Source organism: Sodalis glossinidius str. 'morsitans' (genome assembly GCF_000010085.1).
Lineage (GTDB): Bacteria > Pseudomonadota > Gammaproteobacteria > Enterobacterales > Enterobacteriaceae > Sodalis > Sodalis glossinidius.
In genome coordinates this window covers 923,700-939,352 of record NC_007712.1, presented here as the reverse complement: position 1 = coordinate 939,352, position 15,653 = coordinate 923,700, and the positions used below count along the sequence as shown (strand labels likewise).

Annotated in this window: 10 protein-coding genes, 2 tRNA genes and 5 pseudogenes; 6 read left to right on the top strand and 11 right to left on the bottom strand. The window is 54.7% G+C overall.

All coding sequences use genetic code 11. The features are described from left to right. Window positions 1–14 precede the first annotated feature (14 nt). The 9 genes and pseudogenes from yqaB to pncC form a co-directional block, all read right to left on the bottom strand. Window positions 15–587 (bottom strand): fructose-1-phosphate/6-phosphogluconate phosphatase, encoded by a 573-nt coding sequence (gene yqaB / locus SGP1_RS04785; protein ID WP_011410513.1) that lies wholly within the window; start codon window positions 585–587, stop codon window positions 15–17. Window positions 588–898: 311 nt separating this feature from the next. Next, window positions 899–975: transfer RNA gene (locus SGP1_RS04780), tRNA-Arg, on the bottom strand. A gap of 8 nt (window positions 976–983) precedes the next feature. Continuing rightward, a tRNA-Ser gene (locus SGP1_RS04775) sits at window positions 984–1,076 on the bottom strand. Window positions 1,077–1,335: 259 nt separating this feature from the next. Beyond that, window positions 1,336–1,521 carry a carbon storage regulator CsrA gene (gene csrA, locus SGP1_RS04770; RefSeq protein WP_011410512.1) on the bottom strand — a complete coding sequence of 62 codons (186 nt, stop codon included), beginning with the start codon at window positions 1,519–1,521 and terminating at the stop codon, window positions 1,336–1,338. Between the two features lie 254 nt (window positions 1,522–1,775). Continuing rightward, window positions 1,776–4,403 (bottom strand): alanine--tRNA ligase, encoded by a 2,628-nt coding sequence (gene alaS / locus SGP1_RS04765; protein WP_011410511.1) that lies wholly within the window; start codon window positions 4,401–4,403, stop codon window positions 1,776–1,778. Between the two features lie 143 nt (window positions 4,404–4,546). Beyond that, a complete protein-coding gene (locus tag SGP1_RS32690; protein WP_050747407.1) occupies window positions 4,547–4,726 on the bottom strand; it encodes a regulatory protein RecX in 180 nt (59 codons plus the stop codon). A 79-nt stretch (window positions 4,727–4,805) separates the two neighbouring features. Continuing rightward, window positions 4,806–4,961, bottom strand: a complete 156-nt coding sequence (locus SGP1_RS32685; RefSeq protein ID WP_243466168.1) for a hypothetical protein — start codon at window positions 4,959–4,961, stop codon at window positions 4,806–4,808. An 85-nt stretch (window positions 4,962–5,046) separates the two neighbouring features. Beyond that, window positions 5,047–6,114, bottom strand: coding sequence for a recombinase RecA (gene recA, locus SGP1_RS04755; protein ID WP_011410510.1), 1,068 nt, complete (start codon window positions 6,112–6,114; stop codon window positions 5,047–5,049). 112 nt (window positions 6,115–6,226) lie between these two features. Beyond that, a pseudogene (gene pncC, locus SGP1_RS04750) lies at window positions 6,227–6,714 on the bottom strand (nicotinamide-nucleotide amidase). A 292-nt stretch (window positions 6,715–7,006) separates the two neighbouring features. Here pncC and SGP1_RS04745 point away from each other — a divergent pair. Together SGP1_RS04745 and SGP1_RS04740 are read left to right on the top strand one after the other, a co-directional pair. After that, window positions 7,007–7,777: an amino acid ABC transporter substrate-binding protein gene (locus tag SGP1_RS04745; RefSeq protein ID WP_011410509.1), complete on the top strand. Its 771-nt coding sequence runs from the start codon at window positions 7,007–7,009 to the stop codon at window positions 7,775–7,777. Between the two features lie 21 nt (window positions 7,778–7,798). Next, window positions 7,799–8,458, top strand: coding sequence for an amino acid ABC transporter permease (locus SGP1_RS04740; RefSeq protein WP_011410508.1), 660 nt, complete (start codon window positions 7,799–7,801; stop codon window positions 8,456–8,458). A gap of 6 nt (window positions 8,459–8,464) precedes the next feature. Here SGP1_RS04740 and mltB read toward each other — a convergent pair. Together mltB and SGP1_RS04730 are read right to left on the bottom strand one after the other, a co-directional pair. Next, a pseudogene (mltB, locus tag SGP1_RS04735) lies at window positions 8,465–9,579 on the bottom strand (lytic murein transglycosylase B). A 53-nt stretch (window positions 9,580–9,632) separates the two neighbouring features. Further along, a complete protein-coding gene (locus SGP1_RS04730) occupies window positions 9,633–9,974 on the bottom strand; it encodes a zinc ribbon domain-containing protein YjdM (protein ID WP_011410507.1) in 342 nt (113 codons plus the stop codon). Between the two features lie 777 nt (window positions 9,975–10,751). On the opposite strand from SGP1_RS04730, the gene SGP1_RS04725 reads away from it, so the two are divergent. From SGP1_RS04725 to SGP1_RS04710, 4 genes and pseudogenes are all read left to right on the top strand, one after another. Then, window positions 10,752–11,387 (top strand): Na+-translocating NADH-quinone reductase subunit C, encoded by a 636-nt coding sequence (locus SGP1_RS04725; RefSeq protein WP_341532856.1) that lies wholly within the window; start codon window positions 10,752–10,754, stop codon window positions 11,385–11,387. Window positions 11,388–11,688: 301 nt separating this feature from the next. After that, window positions 11,689–13,630, top strand: a pseudogene (locus tag SGP1_RS04720) (FTR1 family iron permease). A 27-nt stretch (window positions 13,631–13,657) separates the two neighbouring features. Further along, a pseudogene (locus SGP1_RS04715) lies at window positions 13,658–14,133 on the top strand (iron transporter). 146 nt (window positions 14,134–14,279) lie between these two features. Then, window positions 14,280–15,651: pseudogene (locus SGP1_RS04710) on the top strand (Fe-S-containing protein). Window positions 15,652–15,653 lie beyond the last annotated feature (2 nt).

Genomic DNA, 15,653 nt, shown 5'->3' with positions numbered 1-15,653 from the left:
ATGTCTGGTCAACGTCACGCGCTCAAGGCACGGACATCCACAAACGCCATCCTGGCAGCCTGTGCGGCCATGATACCAAAGTCGGCGTCCTCAAAAACCACGCAGGCTTCGGGGGAAACACCGATAAGCTCCGCGCAGCGCAGGAAGGTTTGCGGATCGGGTTTATGACGGGTAACGTCATCGGCACCGACAATGGTGTCAAAGTAGTGCAGCAGCCCGAGATGGCGCAACAGGGCCTCCGCTATCGCATGTTCACTGCCGGTACCCACCGCCATAGGACGCTTACCATGGTAGCGCTTGACCACGTCAATAAGGGGCAGCGCGGTCACATCGTCAAAGAGAATTTTGTGTAGCGCCGCGGTTTTTTCGCTAGCCAGCTGATGGGGATCCATCTGGGCCTGATGACTTTCAATGATCATTTTCGCGATATGCCAGGTCGGCGACCCGTTTAACGAGACGACCGCCGCCTCGTCGAACTGCATCCCATAAGGGGCCAACGCCTGTCTCCAGGCTTTGCGGTGGGTCGGTTCCGTATCAAGCAGCGTACCATCCATATCGAAGATCAATCCTTGGTACTGATCGTACATCGTTGCTCACCTGAAGCTGTAAATTAAGCGTTTACTTTAGCGCAATCTCGTAACATTGTCGCTGATTCTGTTGGCACCAGATGTGCTCCCTGGATTGGAATCACGCGCTGTGACAGGGCGGTGGTCCGGGCGAGATAGGCGAAACGGCGGCCCCATGGCGGTATGGCCACAGAAGACAAGAAGTCGTTCACCGGCTGCGGCATTGCGGGGCGTTTTGCCGCTTCACGGTAGAGCAGGTTATCAAAATGGAAACAGAGAGAGGTAAGAGAGAGAAAATCATTGGCGCAATGAGGGAGGCAATGCGTTGGAAATGGTGCATCCGGGAGGATTCGAACCTCCGACCGCTCGGTTCGTAGCCGAGTACTCTATCCAGCTGAGCTACGGATGCAGTGTAAATGGCGGTGAGGGAGGGATTCGAACCCTCGATACAGCTTTTGACCGTATACTCCCTTAGCAGGGGAGCGCCTTCAGCCTCTCGGCCACCTCACCTACGCGCCGTTGTTGAAGCTCATCGGCACTGCGTGGCGAACATATTACTTTCTGGGCTTGATAAGTCAAACCTTTTTTGCCCCCCGGGAAGCGATTGCGCAATTCCCATGCAGCTTGCGCATATAGGCAGCTAAATAGCGGTAAATTAACCGTCTTTTAAAGATTTGGGAAAGGAAACAAAAAGCAGGAATAGGAAGGCGCTGATAATGGAATTATCCAAGGGGCTGCGCCTCGCCTGGGGCAAGGCGCTGAAAAAGGATCAGTAAGGAGTCTGTTGTGACTTCTCAGCCTGGATACGCTGGTATATTTCTTCGCGGTGCACAGAAACTTCTTTAGGAGCATTAACACCGATACGGACTTGGTTGCCTTTGACGCCTAAAACAGTAACCGTAACCTCATCGCCAATCATGAGGGTTTCACCAACTCGACGAGTCAGAATAAGCATTCTTTGCTCCTTGAAAGATTAAAAGAGTCGGGTCTCTCAGTTTCCCGCCACTATCCATCATATACCGTGAAAGCGTAAGCCGTGCAGCATGCATGTGACACACGCCGGCCGGCCGGGCGCTTTCCATATCTGGTATAAGTTTAGTCGATATGACCAGCTTCGCGCCTAACTTTTGTTTCCCGAAAGAGTATGTATTGAAACACCCTAACTTAACAGAAAGTTAGGGTGTTTATTATAACGTATTCTTATTCTACTCAGAGTTTTGCGGCCAGCATCGCATCTACACTTGCCAACGCGGCCGGCAAAGCGGCGATATCGCTGCCACCCGCCTGCGCCAGATCGGGGCGTCCACCGCCTTTTCCCCCTACCTGCTGTGCGAGATGACCGACGATGTCACCTGCTTTGACCCGATCGGTCAAATCTTTGGTCACGCCGGCTATCAGGCTGACCTTCCCCTCCGCCACCGTGGCAAGAATGATAACCGCCGACCCCAACTGGTTTTTCAGATCATCCACCATGGTACGCAGCATTTTCGGTTCGGCACTGTCCAGCTGTCTCACCAGAACCTTGACGCCGTTGATGTCGCGCACGTTGCGGCCGAGCGAGGCGCTTTCCTGTGCCGCCTGTTGGTTCTTCAACTGCTGAAGGTCTTTTTCCAGCTGTCGGGAACGCTCCTGCAGCGCCCGCACCTTGTCCACCAGCGTTTGGCTATCGCCTTTCACCAACTGGGCTATGTGCTGCACCAGATCGCTTTGCTGATGTAGCGACGCCAGCGCCTCTTCACCGGTGACCGCTTCGATGCGGCGGATACCGGCGGCAGTGCCGGATTCAGCAATGATGCGGAACAGACCGATATCGCCGGTACGGCTGGCGTGGGTACCGCCGCACAATTCGGTGGAGAAATCCCCCATGCTCAACACCCTGACCTGCGCCTCGTATTTCTCGCCGAACAGCGCCATAGCCCCTTTGTTACGGGCGTCTTCCAGCGCCATGATGTCGGTTTGGATGGGCAGATTGCACCGGATCTGCTCATTGACAATCTCTTCTACCCGACGGATTTGTTCGGGTTTCATGGCTTCATTATGGGAGAAATCGAAACGCAGGTAGTGGTCGTTTACCAGCGATCCTTTCTGCCCGACGTGATCGCCCAGCACCTGACGCAACGCCGCATGCAGCAAATGGGTGGCGGAATGGTTCAGGCGAATGCGCTCGCGGCGTGCGCTATCCACCTGTGCGGTGACCTGCGCGCCCAGTTTCAGTTCACCGTAGCTGAGCTTGCCCTGATGCCCGAAGGCCTTGCCGTATTTCTGCGTATCCGCCACCTCGAACACCCCGGAGGCCGCTTTCAATACCCCCCGATCGCCCACCTGACCGCCCGATTCACCATAAAACGGCGTCTCGTCGAGTACGACCACCGCCTCTTCTCCCTGGCGAATGACGCCCACCAGCTGGCCATCGCGGAACAGCGCGGTCACCCGTCCCTGATGCTCAAGGTGTTCATAACCGAAGAAGCGGGTGGTTTCATCCACGCGCAGCAAACTATTATAGTCAGCGCCAAAACCGCTCGACTCACGGGCGCGTTTGCGCTGCGCCTCCATGGCGCGCTCAAAACCCGCCTCATCGACGCGCAGGTTGCGTTCACGACAGACGTCGGCGGTCAAATCCAGCGAGAAACCGTAAGTATCGTAAAGACGGAAGGCGGTTTCGCCGTCGAGCGTATCGCCGGTCAGTTTGGCCAGCTCATCGTCCAGCAGCGTCAGACCGCGTTCCAACGTGCGGGCGAACTGCTCTTCTTCGGCGCGCAGCACCTGTTCTACCATTGCCTGTTGCGGCTGCAGCTGGCTGGCGGCGCTGCCCATCACGTCGATGAGCGGCGCGACCAGCTTGTAGAAAAAGGTGTCGCTGGCGCCCAGCATATTGCCATGACGAATCGCCCGGCGGATGATGCGGCGCAGGACATAGCCCCTGCCCTCGTTGGATGGCACGACGCCATCGCTGACCAGGAAGACACACGAGCGTATATGATCAGCGATAACCCGCAGCGATTTGCTGTCGGGATCGCTGGCGCCCGTTGCTTCTGCCGCGGCTGCGATAAGCGTCTTGAACAGATCGATATCATAGTTTGAGTTGACATGTTGCAATACCGCCGCAATACGCTCCAGCCCCATGCCAGTATCCACTGAGGGTTTCGGCAGCGGCAGCAGAGTACCGTCGGCCTGGCGGTTAAACTGCATAAACACCAGGTTCCAGATCTCAATGTAGCGATCGCCATCTTCCTCCGGGCTTCCCGGGGGACCGCCCCAAATATGCTCGCCGTGATCGTAGAAGATTTCCGAGCAGGGACCGCAGGGGCCGGTATCGCCCATTTGCCAGAAATTATCGGAGGCATAGGCGCTGCCTTTATTATCGCCGATGCGGATAATGCGCTCGGCGGGGATCCCCACTTCGCTGGCCCAGATGTTGTAGGCTTCATCATCGGTGGCATACACCGTGACCCAAAGCTTTTCTTTGGGCAGGTTGAACCAGTGTTCCCCCGTCAACAGTTCCCAGGCGAACCGGATAGCGTCATGTTTGAAATAGTCGCCGAAGCTGAAATTCCCCAGCATCTCAAAAAAGGTGTGGTGGCGCGCCGTGTAGCCGACATTTTCCAAATCGTTGTGCTTGCCGCCTGCACGCACGCAGCGCTGTGACGTGGTGGCGCGCCGATAGAAACGGTTATCCAGGCCCAGGAACACATCCTTGAACTGGTTCATGCCGGCGTTGGTAAACAGCAATGTTGGATCGTTATCAGGCACCAGTGAACTGCTCGCCACCACCTGATGTCCCTTGCTATGGAAAAAATCGAGAAACGCCTGACGGATCTCAGCGGTGCTCTTGCTCATAGTTGTCCCGGAATCATGCAAAAAGATCGAATCTCGAACAGAATAGCGCAGTTGTAAGGCGCTCTAGTAGCGTTCAGGATCGTAAAAAGTGGGAATAAGATAAATTTTCTTTGGTGCGAAGTAAAATCCCGCACACCATCTATTTATAAATTTGTATAAATAGAGCAGATTTCGTCGAAGGAAAAGCCACGGGAGAGAAGATAACGCTGTAGTTTGATTTTGATCTGCGGCGCGTCCGGCAGCGGCTGACCGAACTTTTTTACCGCTACGGCGAAGGCCGCATCGATATCATCCCTGTCGATGCCTTTTTGCAACAGCTCCATGCGGATACGCTGTTCGCCATAGCCTTGTTTACTACGCCGGCTGACATATCGCCGGGCAAAACGCCCGTCGTCAAGCCAGTCATGCTCGTGACAGTAGGTGAGCCTGGTTAATCTCTTCCTGGCTTACCGCCTGCACGGGTTGCGCGTCCGGACGCTCACGAAAGCGGCGGCGCGCAACCGGCGGTATCGCCAGCTTACGCTGCAGCCCGGCTTCGCTGTGATCGCGGCGGGACAATAGCCCCAAGCCCGGTCAAGAAGGAAGGCCACCGCGTCAGCGACCTCGCGTCGCGGCCGGAACCGCCGTTTTCACTGCCGGTAGGTTAAAACTCTTCATTGCTCTCGCTAGCGCCTTCATCCTCACTTTCCACGTCGCTGACCAGGCTGTTGCCTTCAGCGCTGTGCAGCAACATGTCGCGCAGCTTTTTGTCCAGCTCAGCCGCCACCTCGGGATGATCCTTCAAGAAGCTGCAGGCATTGGCTTTGCCCTGGCCGATCTTCTCGCCGTTGTAGCTGTACCAGGCGCCGGCTTTCTCAATTAGCTTGTGCTTGACGCCCAAATCAACCAATTCACCGCGAATATTGATACCTTCGCCGTACATGATCTGGAATTCGGCCTGTTTAAACGGCGCGGCAACTTTGTTCTTCACGACTTTGACGCGGGTTTCACTGCCCACCACCACATCGCCTTCTTTTACCGAGCCGATACGACGGATATCCAGGCGAACCGACGCGTAAAACTTAAGCGCATTACCGCCGGTGGTGGTTTCCGGATTGCCGAACATGACGCCGATCTTCATACGGATCTGGTTGATGAAAATCAGGAGTGTGTTGGCGTTTTTCAGGTTGCCCGCCAGTTTCCGCATCGCCTGGCTCATCATACGGGCGGCCAGCCCCATATGGGAATCGCCGATTTCGCCCTCGATTTCTGCTTTCGGCGTCAGCGCTGCCACGGAGTCGACGATGATGACGTCTACCGCGCCGGAGCGGGTCAAGGCGTCACAGATTTCCAGCGCCTGTTCGCCGGTATCCGGCTGGGAGCACAGCAGATTGTCGATATCGACGCCCAGCTTTTTGGCATAGATGGGATCCAGGGCGTGTTCAGCATCGATAAAGGCGCAGGTTTTGACTTCACGCTGCGCCGCGGCGATGACCTGCAGGGTCAGGGTCGTTTTACCCGATGATTCCGGGCCGTAGATTTCGACGATGCGGCCCATGGGAAGCCCACCGGCGCCCAACGCTATATCCAGAGACAGAGAACCTGTGGAGATCGTTTCAACATCCATGGAGCGATCTTCACCCAGACGCATGATCGAGCCCTTGCCGAATTGCTTTTCAATCTGGCCCAGTGCTGCCGCTAACGCCTTTTGTTTATTCTCATCAATAGCCATTTCAACTCCTATCAAGCGGGGAGCGACATCGCCACCCTCTTTCGCCAACGATATGTACCGGCGGTACTCAGTGCTAATTATACTGTATAATTGTACAGTATCAAGCGGATTTTTAGAGAAAAGTGGCAAGCAGCGTGGTCAGCGCGAAATGCACCGCCTGACGACGTACTGCCTCCCTATCGCCCTCGAAATGCATAAGCTGGGAAAAAGGCTCCCCGTTTGCAGCGGCGAAGCCGAACCAGACCGCACCGACCGGTTTTTCGATCGTGCCGCCGTCGGGGCCGGCAATACCGCTTATCGCCACCGCATAGTCGGCGGACGCGGCGCGAAGCGCGCCGGAAACCATCTCCAGCACGACCGTGTCGCTTACCGCACCGTGCTGCTCAAGTGTTTTGGGCTGCACGCCGAGCAGATCGATTTTTGCCTGATTGCCGTAAGTAACAAAGCCGCGCTCGAACCAGCCAGCGCTGCCGGAAACATCGGTAATGGTCTGGCAACCCAACCGCCGGTGCACGACTCGGCGCAGGTAATGAATGTGTTGTCCCGTTTGAGCGCCGCGCCCAGCCGCGCGCTGAGCACATAGAGTTCGCTGTCGTTTATTATCATTTTATCCTGAGCCCCTATCGACCTACCGCGATCGTGCAGACAGGGCGGCCCGGCTGTCAATAGGTGTTTATGAAGGACGTATTCCAACTTTAGCCTGCGGGCTGCCGCTACGCGCGCCCTTGTCACGATTCACGCTATGCACTACAGTTGCAAACGTACGGAGATTGTATAACTAAACGCAATGACTAATGACATAAAATGCTTTAGCCCTGAAAGTAAAATAGTTTAGCATTGCCGGCTCTCGAAGCGATATTCGCCTCTCTTCACGGTCTTTTCAGGAATAATCATGAAAAAAATAACTTTGGCACTGTTATTCAGTACCCTCGCATTTACCGCAGCGCAGGCAGTGGCCGCCGACGATTTGGCGGCCATTAAATCCTCTGGTACCATTACCTTCGGTACCGAAGGAACTTATGCGCCCTACACTTTTCACGATGAGATCGACAAACTGGTCGGCTTCGATGTTGACCTGGGCCGCGCAGTGGCTCAGAAGCTGGGCGTCAAGGCCAAGTTTATCGAAGGTCGCTGGGACGGTCTCATTGCCGGTCTGGACGGTAAACGTTACGACGCGGTAATTAATCAGGTAGGCATTACGCCGGAGCGACAGGCGAAATATGATTTCTCCAAGCCTTATATCGATTCCAAGGTGGTGTTGATAACCCGCGACGACAATACCACGATTAAAAACTTCAGCGATCTGAAAGGCCAGAAATCCGCGCAAAGTCTGACCAGCAATTATTCCCAGCTTGCCAGCAAATATGGCGCCGATATAGTGCCGACTGATAGCTTTACGCAATCGATCGGTCTGGTTATAACCGGCCGCGCGGCCGCTACGTTCAATGATAATTTGTCGTTCCTGGATTTCAAAAAACACCAGCCGAATGTCAAAGTGAAAGTCGCCGCTTCTGAACCCGCCAATGCGCCGTCAGGCATTTTAGTGCGTAAAAACCAAACCGCGCTGGTGGACGCCATTAATAAAGCCCTGGATGAAATTAAAGTCGACGGCACGTATAAAACTATTTCGCTGCGCTATTTCGGCCAGGACGTTTCTCAGTAATTTTTTTCGGGAGTCACACCGATGCCGCCATGGCTGCAATTGATGTACGACTCCTTTTGGCGTTTGTTTACAGCCGGGCTAATGTTTACCCTGCCGCTGGCTCTGCTGTCATTTGTCGGCGGCCTGGTGCTGGGGTTTCTGGTGGCGCTGGTTCGTTTGTATGGCCCGCAACCGCTGAAAGGGATCGCTGATTTTTATGTCTGGGTTATCCGGGGAACACCGCTGCTGGTGCAGCTGTTTTTGATTTTCTATGGTCTGCCGAGCGCAGGCGTCACCCTCGACGCTTTTCCAGCGGCGCTTATTGGATTTACCTTGAGCGTCGGCGCTTATGGCTCGGAAATCATCCGCGGCGCTATTGTTTCGGTGCCCAAGGCACAATGGGAAGCCGCCTGGGCTATCGGGATGAATTCAACTCAGGCGATGCGCAGGGTTATTTTGCCCCAGTCGGTATTTGTTTCTATACCTCCTCTGGCCAATTCGTTTATCTCGTTGATAAAAGACACATCGCTGGCGGCGGTGATTACTGTGCCGGAAATGTTTCTGGCCGCGCAACGCATTGTGTCAGTGACCTATGAGCCGTTAATTCTTTATATCGAAGCGGCGGCAATTTATCTGCTGTTCAGTACGGTGCTCAGCAAAGTGCAAAATCGTCTTGAGGTCTATTTCCGCCGCTACGAATAATGGCGTTCACGACAGTGGATGCAGCCAACCTTCTCCTCCGGCCGGTTTATGGGATCGCAACGGGCGCCTTCGCAAGGCGCCCGTTTTCTGTCCCGCTAGCCGCCGAGCCGTGCCTGCTTCACCGCATTGCCCAGTTGCCATGGCGTATTGGGTATTGGGTATTGGGTATTGGGTATTGGGTATTGGGTATTGGGTATTGTGATTGTGATTGTAGCGGGTAATGACATAAAAGTTGGGTAGCCCGTACCAGTACTGATAGCGGGTGCCGATATCCAGCCGCAGCAGGCTGGCCTGCTGTTCATCCCCAAGCGGCTCGAGGGGCGACAGCCCCGCGGTGGAGAGCGTCACCAGCGTATAACGGGTATCATAGCCATTCTGTAGCCAGGGCGCCTGACCGTTGGCGGGTACCGCGACCTTACCGCCCGGCACCCAGTCGTGGGCATGGAAATAGTTGGCAACGCTGCCGATAGCGTCCTGGGGATCCCAGAGATTGATGTGGCCATCGCCGTCAAAATCCACAGCATAACGTTTGAAAGAAAAGGCATAAACTGCCCATAGCACATGGCGCCGGCAAAGGAGCCGCGCAGCGCCAGCGGATCATCGCCCTCATCGCGCGCCATCAGCAAAAACGTTTCCAGCTCGGCGGCGAAATAGTCGCCGCGGCGCGGATAATCAAAAGCCAGCGTCGCCAGCGCATCGATAATGCGCGTTCTGCCCATTACCCGTCCTCAGCGTGTCTCGACGCCGATGATGCCGACGATAATTTCGGGCGGCACGCCGTATTGACGCCAGGCGCGATCTAAGGCGTTCTGGTTCCAAAACGCAACTCCGTTTTGTACGTTGTCCGGCGTGATGAATTTTTGACTGTAGCGCAGCCAGGCGCCAGTCAGCCTGGTAGGCCCCTGTGCAACGGGGGCCTACCTGTTCATGAGCCGCAACAAGCCGTCCAGCCGCTGCGTTTGGGCCAGCAGGTTATGCAGCGCCTGGCGATCGAAACCATGTTTGCTGACCATTTTATCGATGAAGCGCTCGACGTTGGGATTAGTGGCAAAATCGCCATACAGCACAGGGCGGGCGGCGAGCAGAGCAATAAAAGGAACAAGGGCTGCCAGGTGACACATTGAGGATCCATATACCATAAAAAATAGGAAAACAACGCCTCGTTTATGAAAATTTATATTTTCTTCACGAATTCCGATTTGAGTTTCATGGCGCCGAAACCCTCAATTTTACAGTCGATATTGTGGTTCCCTTCCACAAGACGAATACTCTTCACTTTAGTGCCGATTTTTAGCATCGAAGTGCTGCCCTTGACTTTTAGATCTTTGATAACCGTCACCGCATCGCCGTCCGCCAGGAGATTGCCGTTAGTGTCGCGCACCACCAGCCCTTCTTCCGTTCCGGCGCTCGCCTCTGCAAGCGACCATTCGTGGCCACATTCCGGGCAATTAAGCTGTTCATCCTGCTGCCATGTGTAGGCAGAGTCGCATTTAGGGCAATTTGGTAATTGTGACATGGTCATCTCTCTAAAAAGTAAGGTATCTGCAAAATTTGGCAAGAAAATCATAGCTAAGCGTTTTGCTGGTCGACAATTTTAGCCGATCTCCCGCCGCTTGACTACCTTTCGTCCCGCCGGCGCGTCCCCTAATCGCCCCAGGCTGGGGTGGATAGCCCCTCCCAGGCCACCGGCAGGGGCGGAGATATTTGGTCTGTCTGGTCTGGCTTGACCATGCGATCCAGACCCGGCATCCCCCCGTTCTAACGGCGCTGACGGGCGTGAAGAAAAGCGCTGCGCCACCTTGCTATTTCTATTTCCCATGCCAGATGACATTGCCCATTCCTCTCGACTGCGTTTAATTTAGCGGCTGCCTCACTGTTAAGGGAAGCCAGTTGTAATTTCTCTCACGCCTGGCTCATTCCGCACAACCTGCCCATTTGTTCAACGCTAACCCCAATAATTCAACTGTACCAAACCTTGCCAGCGTGCCTTGACCGTTTTATTTTTCCGCTGCTATAGCGATTTAATTTCCCCTTTTTTATCTCATTTCCGCCCTGCCCTTTATTGCTATTTGCAAACCTGACCTATCGGTGGCATATGTATGCGCCAAGAGCAGCGTTATTTTCTGGCGTGCTATGAGCGTCGCAAGAAAGGGGAAGAAAATAAAAAGATGAGAAAAGGTAAAATTATTGTTGCGTCGATGATTTTATTTTGTGTCGTCTGTTTCGCGGCGGGGGTCAGTTATTTTTTGCTGATTAACAAAATAATAGTGCGGAACCCGAGGATGCACAGCGAATCGCAGCGATCATTCAAGTCGTCGGGCTGGGCTGGGCCGGTGAAACCGACACGCGCACGCTTAACGCCCTCTACCACCGGCGGGTCATTGCCCGTCAGGTCAATTTGGATAGTGGTGCATTACTGCCAAACGCTTCCCCTAAAAATACACCTCAATCCTGTGTGAGTCTCCCAACGGATCAGGATCCCGAGCAAATCCGCCAGCGCTGTACGACAGGCGATGTCTACTTTATTCATATTAACGATGAACTTCAGCAGATTATATTGGCCATTTATGGCAAGGGCGCCAAGTCGATGATGTATGCGTTTGTCGCTCTGACCCCGGACGGCCGTACGGTAAAAAATTTACTGCACTACCAGCAAAACGAGACGCCTTTTTTGGGCGCGCGGGTGGAAGATCCCGACTGGCTGCGCCAATGGACAGGAAAAAAACTGCTAAATGACGACGCCCAGCCCGCCTTGAAGGTCGTGCAATCTGGCGCCGATCCCCAAGATGTTTACACCGTCGATAGTATTAGCGGGGCGACCATGACCTCCACTGGCGTGGAGAAAAACGTTAATTTCTGGATAGGTGAGTGCGGTTATGGTCCTTTTTTACAACGCCTCGCCAGGGAAAAACTTTTGCTATCTCATTAAGCCTGAGCAGCAATAACATTCGATAGCATCACGTGACGCCGGCGCGAGCGTTATTGCCCATGTCATGTTTGCATATACGTCGTCGTTTATTTCCACGTGTTATACAGGGGTTTTCCGCCGGAATAGTACGCCAATAAATATAAATTACCAATCCACTAAAGAGAGGTGTTAGTTCGTTATTCTTTTCCAAGGAAACTTAAACATTTTGTCACTGTTTTTCATTTTTATGATCTTAATCATGCACAAATAACAAAAAAGATTCGTAATAATTATTATCATTTGCGTTTTGACGGTATGCATTGTGTTTATTGCCCGATCCTTTCTGCTGGCCGTATTAAGGGTGCTCTTTAGCACCTGCGTCTGGGCGCAAACTCAGTACGCGTCTTATATTGAAGATATTGAGCAACTCCTTGATAAAACTGCATAACTTTACCAACAACAGCAAAACACCGCGGCACGACGCGAAGTACAAATGGCTTATTTCGGGGTTTTTGAGAATCTCGAAAGGCCGATTCGCATCAATATCTCCGCCAGCAAAAGCTATGAAATGGAGGCTGCCTTCGGTGACATTCGCCGTATGATCGGCGAGAGTAAACCGGTCGGCGACGTTTTGGCCAGAATCGAAGGGCTAAAAAAGCGCTGCGCGAGGTAGAGCCAGTTCTGGACAGTCGGCATCAACTGGTAGCGGAAGAACAGCACACGGCATTAACCCGTTCCGATATCGCCGTTTACTGGCAGGACAGCTTCCGTAGCATTGATGACTTGCTGGCTGAGGCGGTGACGCTATATCAGGCCGGCCAATACGACGTCGCCAGCCAGCGCATCAAGCAGACACATTTTCAGGGGTTTAAAAATTCCGAAATGGAAATGGCGGTACGATAGAATCGTTCCGCCCAGGACGCCGCCGCCATCAATCAGCAATTTACCGCGCTGGCCAAACAGCCCGACCGGCTCAATGACGTTGCCTATCAGGTCACAACCCTGCGGCAGGATATCGAAGACACTTTGCCAGGTCTGCCGACACGCGCGATAACCAGCCGGTAAGCGCGCAGCAAACGGCAGATAATGCCGCTGTCGCCAGCGCCAGCGTACCGGATGCCGACTGGGCAAACGTGGCGTCAGGGATTAATCAGAGCATCAGCGAGGCGATTACGCGTTATCAAAGCGGTGAAGCGCAGGAGGCAATCCTGGCGGTGCAGGATGCCTATTTTGATCGTTTTGAAGCCACCGGCATGGAAAATAAAATAGGCGCGCGCAATGCCGCGTTCAAAACCACGCTGGAAAACTATTTTACCCGCCTGGTCAGTCTGATGAAGGCCGGCCAGCCGGTAGACCAGCTTACGGCCCAGGCCAGCGCGCTACAGCAAGACTTGCAAAAGGCGGTCGCCATGCTGGGAACAGGCGATGAAACTCACTGGAGCCTGCTGCTTTACAGCCTGATGATTATCGTGCGCGAAGGGCTGGAAGCGCTGTTGATTGTGGCGGCCATCGTCGCCTATCTGGTGAAAAACAACCACCGCGACAAGCTGCCGTAATTCGTCAGTCGGTGATCTTCGCGTTGTTGGCGAGCGGGTGACCGCCGCCCTATTCCAGCTACTATTCGCCAATTCCGGCGCCAGCCGGGAGTTGCTGGAGGGTATCACCATGCTGATAGAGGTGGTGATGCTGTTCTTTATGAGCTACTGGCTGCTGTCCAAAGTGGAAGCGCGTCATTGGCAGGCCTAGCTGGAAGGCAAACTATCCCACTCCTTATCCCGCAATTCGCTGATCGGTCTGTGGCTGACCAGCTTTTTGGCCGTGTACCGCGAAGGCGCGGAAACGGTGCTGTTTTACTATGCACTTTTCGGCGATACGCAGAATTTGTCCGGCCATTTGGCGATTGACGCCGGTTTTGCGATTGGCTGCGTCGTGCTGTTGCTGGCCTGGCTGGTCATGCGTTACTCGGTAGTCAGGCTGCCGCTTAAACCGTTCTTTATGGTAACCGGCAGTTTTATGTACCTGATGGCTTTCGTCTTTGCCGGTAAAGGGGTGCTGGAACTAGTGGAAGGCAAATTGTTCCAGCCGACGCTGATTAACGGCATACCGGAAATCGGCTGGCTGGCATTTACCCCTATCGCGAAACCTTGCTGCCGCAGGCGGTCTGGCTGCTTGTGGCGCTGGTGGCGCTGGTGGCGCTGGTGGCGCTGTGGGTTATGCAGCGCCGCGGTCAGATGGCCGACAAAACAATACACACTAATCCGTAGTTCTTTTTTGACCAGAGGAAATGTCAGATGAACATCAATAAGACACTGATTGCCGGCGCCGCGATCGCCGGCATTTTTACCGCCCCCGCCGCGCTGGCGTTTACGGAATACCCCGCGGGCGAGCCGGTCACCATGAATGAAATGGAGCTGGCCGCCGTGTATTTGCAGCCGATTAATATGGAGCCGCCCGGTATGGGGCTGTCGGCGGCAAAATCCGACATCCATCTGGAAGCCGATATTCATGCTACGGAAGGGAATAAAAACGGTTTTGGCGCGGGCGAATAGATTTCGTTTCTGACGATCAATTACACCTTAGTCAACAATAACACCGGCGAGAAGCAAGAAGGGATTTTTATGCCCATGGTCGCAAGCGTGGTCCGCACTATGGCACCAACATCAAAATGATGGGCATAGGCAACTACAAGGTCACCTATCATATCGATCCGCCGTCAAAAGCCGGTATGCACAGCCATACCGATAGAGAGACCGGCGTCGACCGCTAGTGGAAGCCGTTCGACGTCAGCTACGAATTCAAGTATGTCGTCCTGAATTAAAGGGCGCGGATCGCCATGACAATAAGGCGGGAGGGTCGTAGGGCCGTCCCGCATGTTTTATCTGGCGGCGCAGAAGCCGTTTTTGAGTCGACGTTATGAGTTATTTTTTCACCACAACGCTACAGTCCTTTTTCTGTATCGCCCTGCTGGCCGGTGTCCTGTGGAGCCGTAACCCGCCGCCCGCACTGCGTCCGCTGGTGTGGACCACGCTGGCGGGTCTGGTCGCCGGGCTGCTGTGCGGGCTGTGGTTCCGCGGCTCCCAGCCGCTGCAATTGCTGACTGTCAGCACCGAAGTGTTGATTTCGTCGCTATTTCTGCTCAGCTTCTGGTGGGTGCCGCACTCTGTCCGTTATCTTTGGCAGGGGATTCTGGTGTTTGGCGCAGCGCGCCATTAGGGCCTGGATCCGAATCTGGGCGGGCTCACCAGCACGCACGCTCAATACCGATCTGCTATTGAATCTCACCGCGCTGGCGCTGGCGTTTGCGCTACTGAGCCTTATCGCTGCGGTAGTGCGTCTGCTGGTGGCACGTCTGCGCTTGCTTTACTGGCCTCTGACGCTGGTGGTGCTTTTCATGCTGTGGCTGCCGATGAGCGGAAACCTGCTGTTGCTGCTGATGAAACTGCAAGTGGTGCCGCTGTTGAAGTCGTTGCTCAGCTTTGTTGCCCACGTCACCAACAACGCAGCGATGTTCAATTGGGTAGGTGCCGGTCTGCTTGTGCTGCTGTCAGCATGCTGGCTGCCGACCCTGCGGCGTCATTTCCGCGCGACGCGCGACCCCATAGCCCGCCGCCTTGCCCGTGCCGACCGACGCGATGCCCTGCGGCTGGCGCTGACCACGGCCGCTTGCGCCGTCATCGTCATCGTCATCGCCGGCCAGTTGTGGTGGAATCTGGTCTCCTCGCAACCGCCGCGTCTGTCCGAAGCGCAGACGGTGACGCTTGCCGGTGATGGCCTGGTTCATCTTCCCATCGAGGGTGAGCGACGGAAAACTTCACCGCTTTGTCTGGGTGGCGGATGATGGAAAAGCGGTGCGCTTCTTTGTCATCAATCGTTATCCCGACAAATTGCGTTTTGGCGTCGTGTTTGACGCTGTCTGCTGTGCGGCGATCAAGGGTACGTCATGGAAGGCAACCAGGTCATTTGCGTTGCCTGCGGCGTCCATATTTTCATTCCATCGATTGGCAAGCCCGGGGGATGTAACCCGGTACCCATCGAAAACTGGCGCAACGACGCGCGGGAACTGGTCATCCCCCGCGATGCCCTGGCCGCGGGGGCAAACTATTTTTCCACAGTTTTGACCATCAATGTGGTCGATCCGGTGGACGGAACACGGCTTACCAACACCGCCGCTGACTATAAATACGTGTGGGCCGGCAAAACCTGGTACTTTGCCTCGGACGCCAACTATACCCGTTTCCGCGATGCGCCTGAGCAGTTTGTGCCCGGCGTGGCGAAGGAGGAGTAGCC

Excerpts from the sequence above, each read along its gene's own strand:
- yqaB (WP_011410513.1), bottom strand. The coding sequence starts at position 587 with ATGTACGATCAGTACCAAGGATTGATCTTCGATATGGATGGTACGCTG.
- csrA (WP_011410512.1), bottom strand. The coding sequence starts at position 1,521 with ATGCTTATTCTGACTCGTCGAGTTGGTGAAACCCTCATGATTGGCGAT.
- alaS (WP_011410511.1), bottom strand. The coding sequence starts at position 4,403 with ATGAGCAAGAGCACCGCTGAGATCCGTCAGGCGTTTCTCGATTTTTTC.
- SGP1_RS32690 (WP_050747407.1), bottom strand. The coding sequence starts at position 4,726 with ATGGAGCTGTTGCAAAAAGGCATCGACAGGGATGATATCGATGCGGCC.
- recA (WP_011410510.1), bottom strand. The coding sequence starts at position 6,114 with ATGGCTATTGATGAGAATAAACAAAAGGCGTTAGCGGCAGCACTGGGC.
- SGP1_RS04745 (WP_011410509.1), top strand. The coding sequence starts at position 7,007 with ATGAAAAAAATAACTTTGGCACTGTTATTCAGTACCCTCGCATTTACC.
- SGP1_RS04740 (WP_011410508.1), top strand. The coding sequence starts at position 7,799 with ATGCCGCCATGGCTGCAATTGATGTACGACTCCTTTTGGCGTTTGTTT.
- SGP1_RS04730 (WP_011410507.1), bottom strand. The coding sequence starts at position 9,974 with ATGTCACAATTACCAAATTGCCCTAAATGCGACTCTGCCTACACATGG.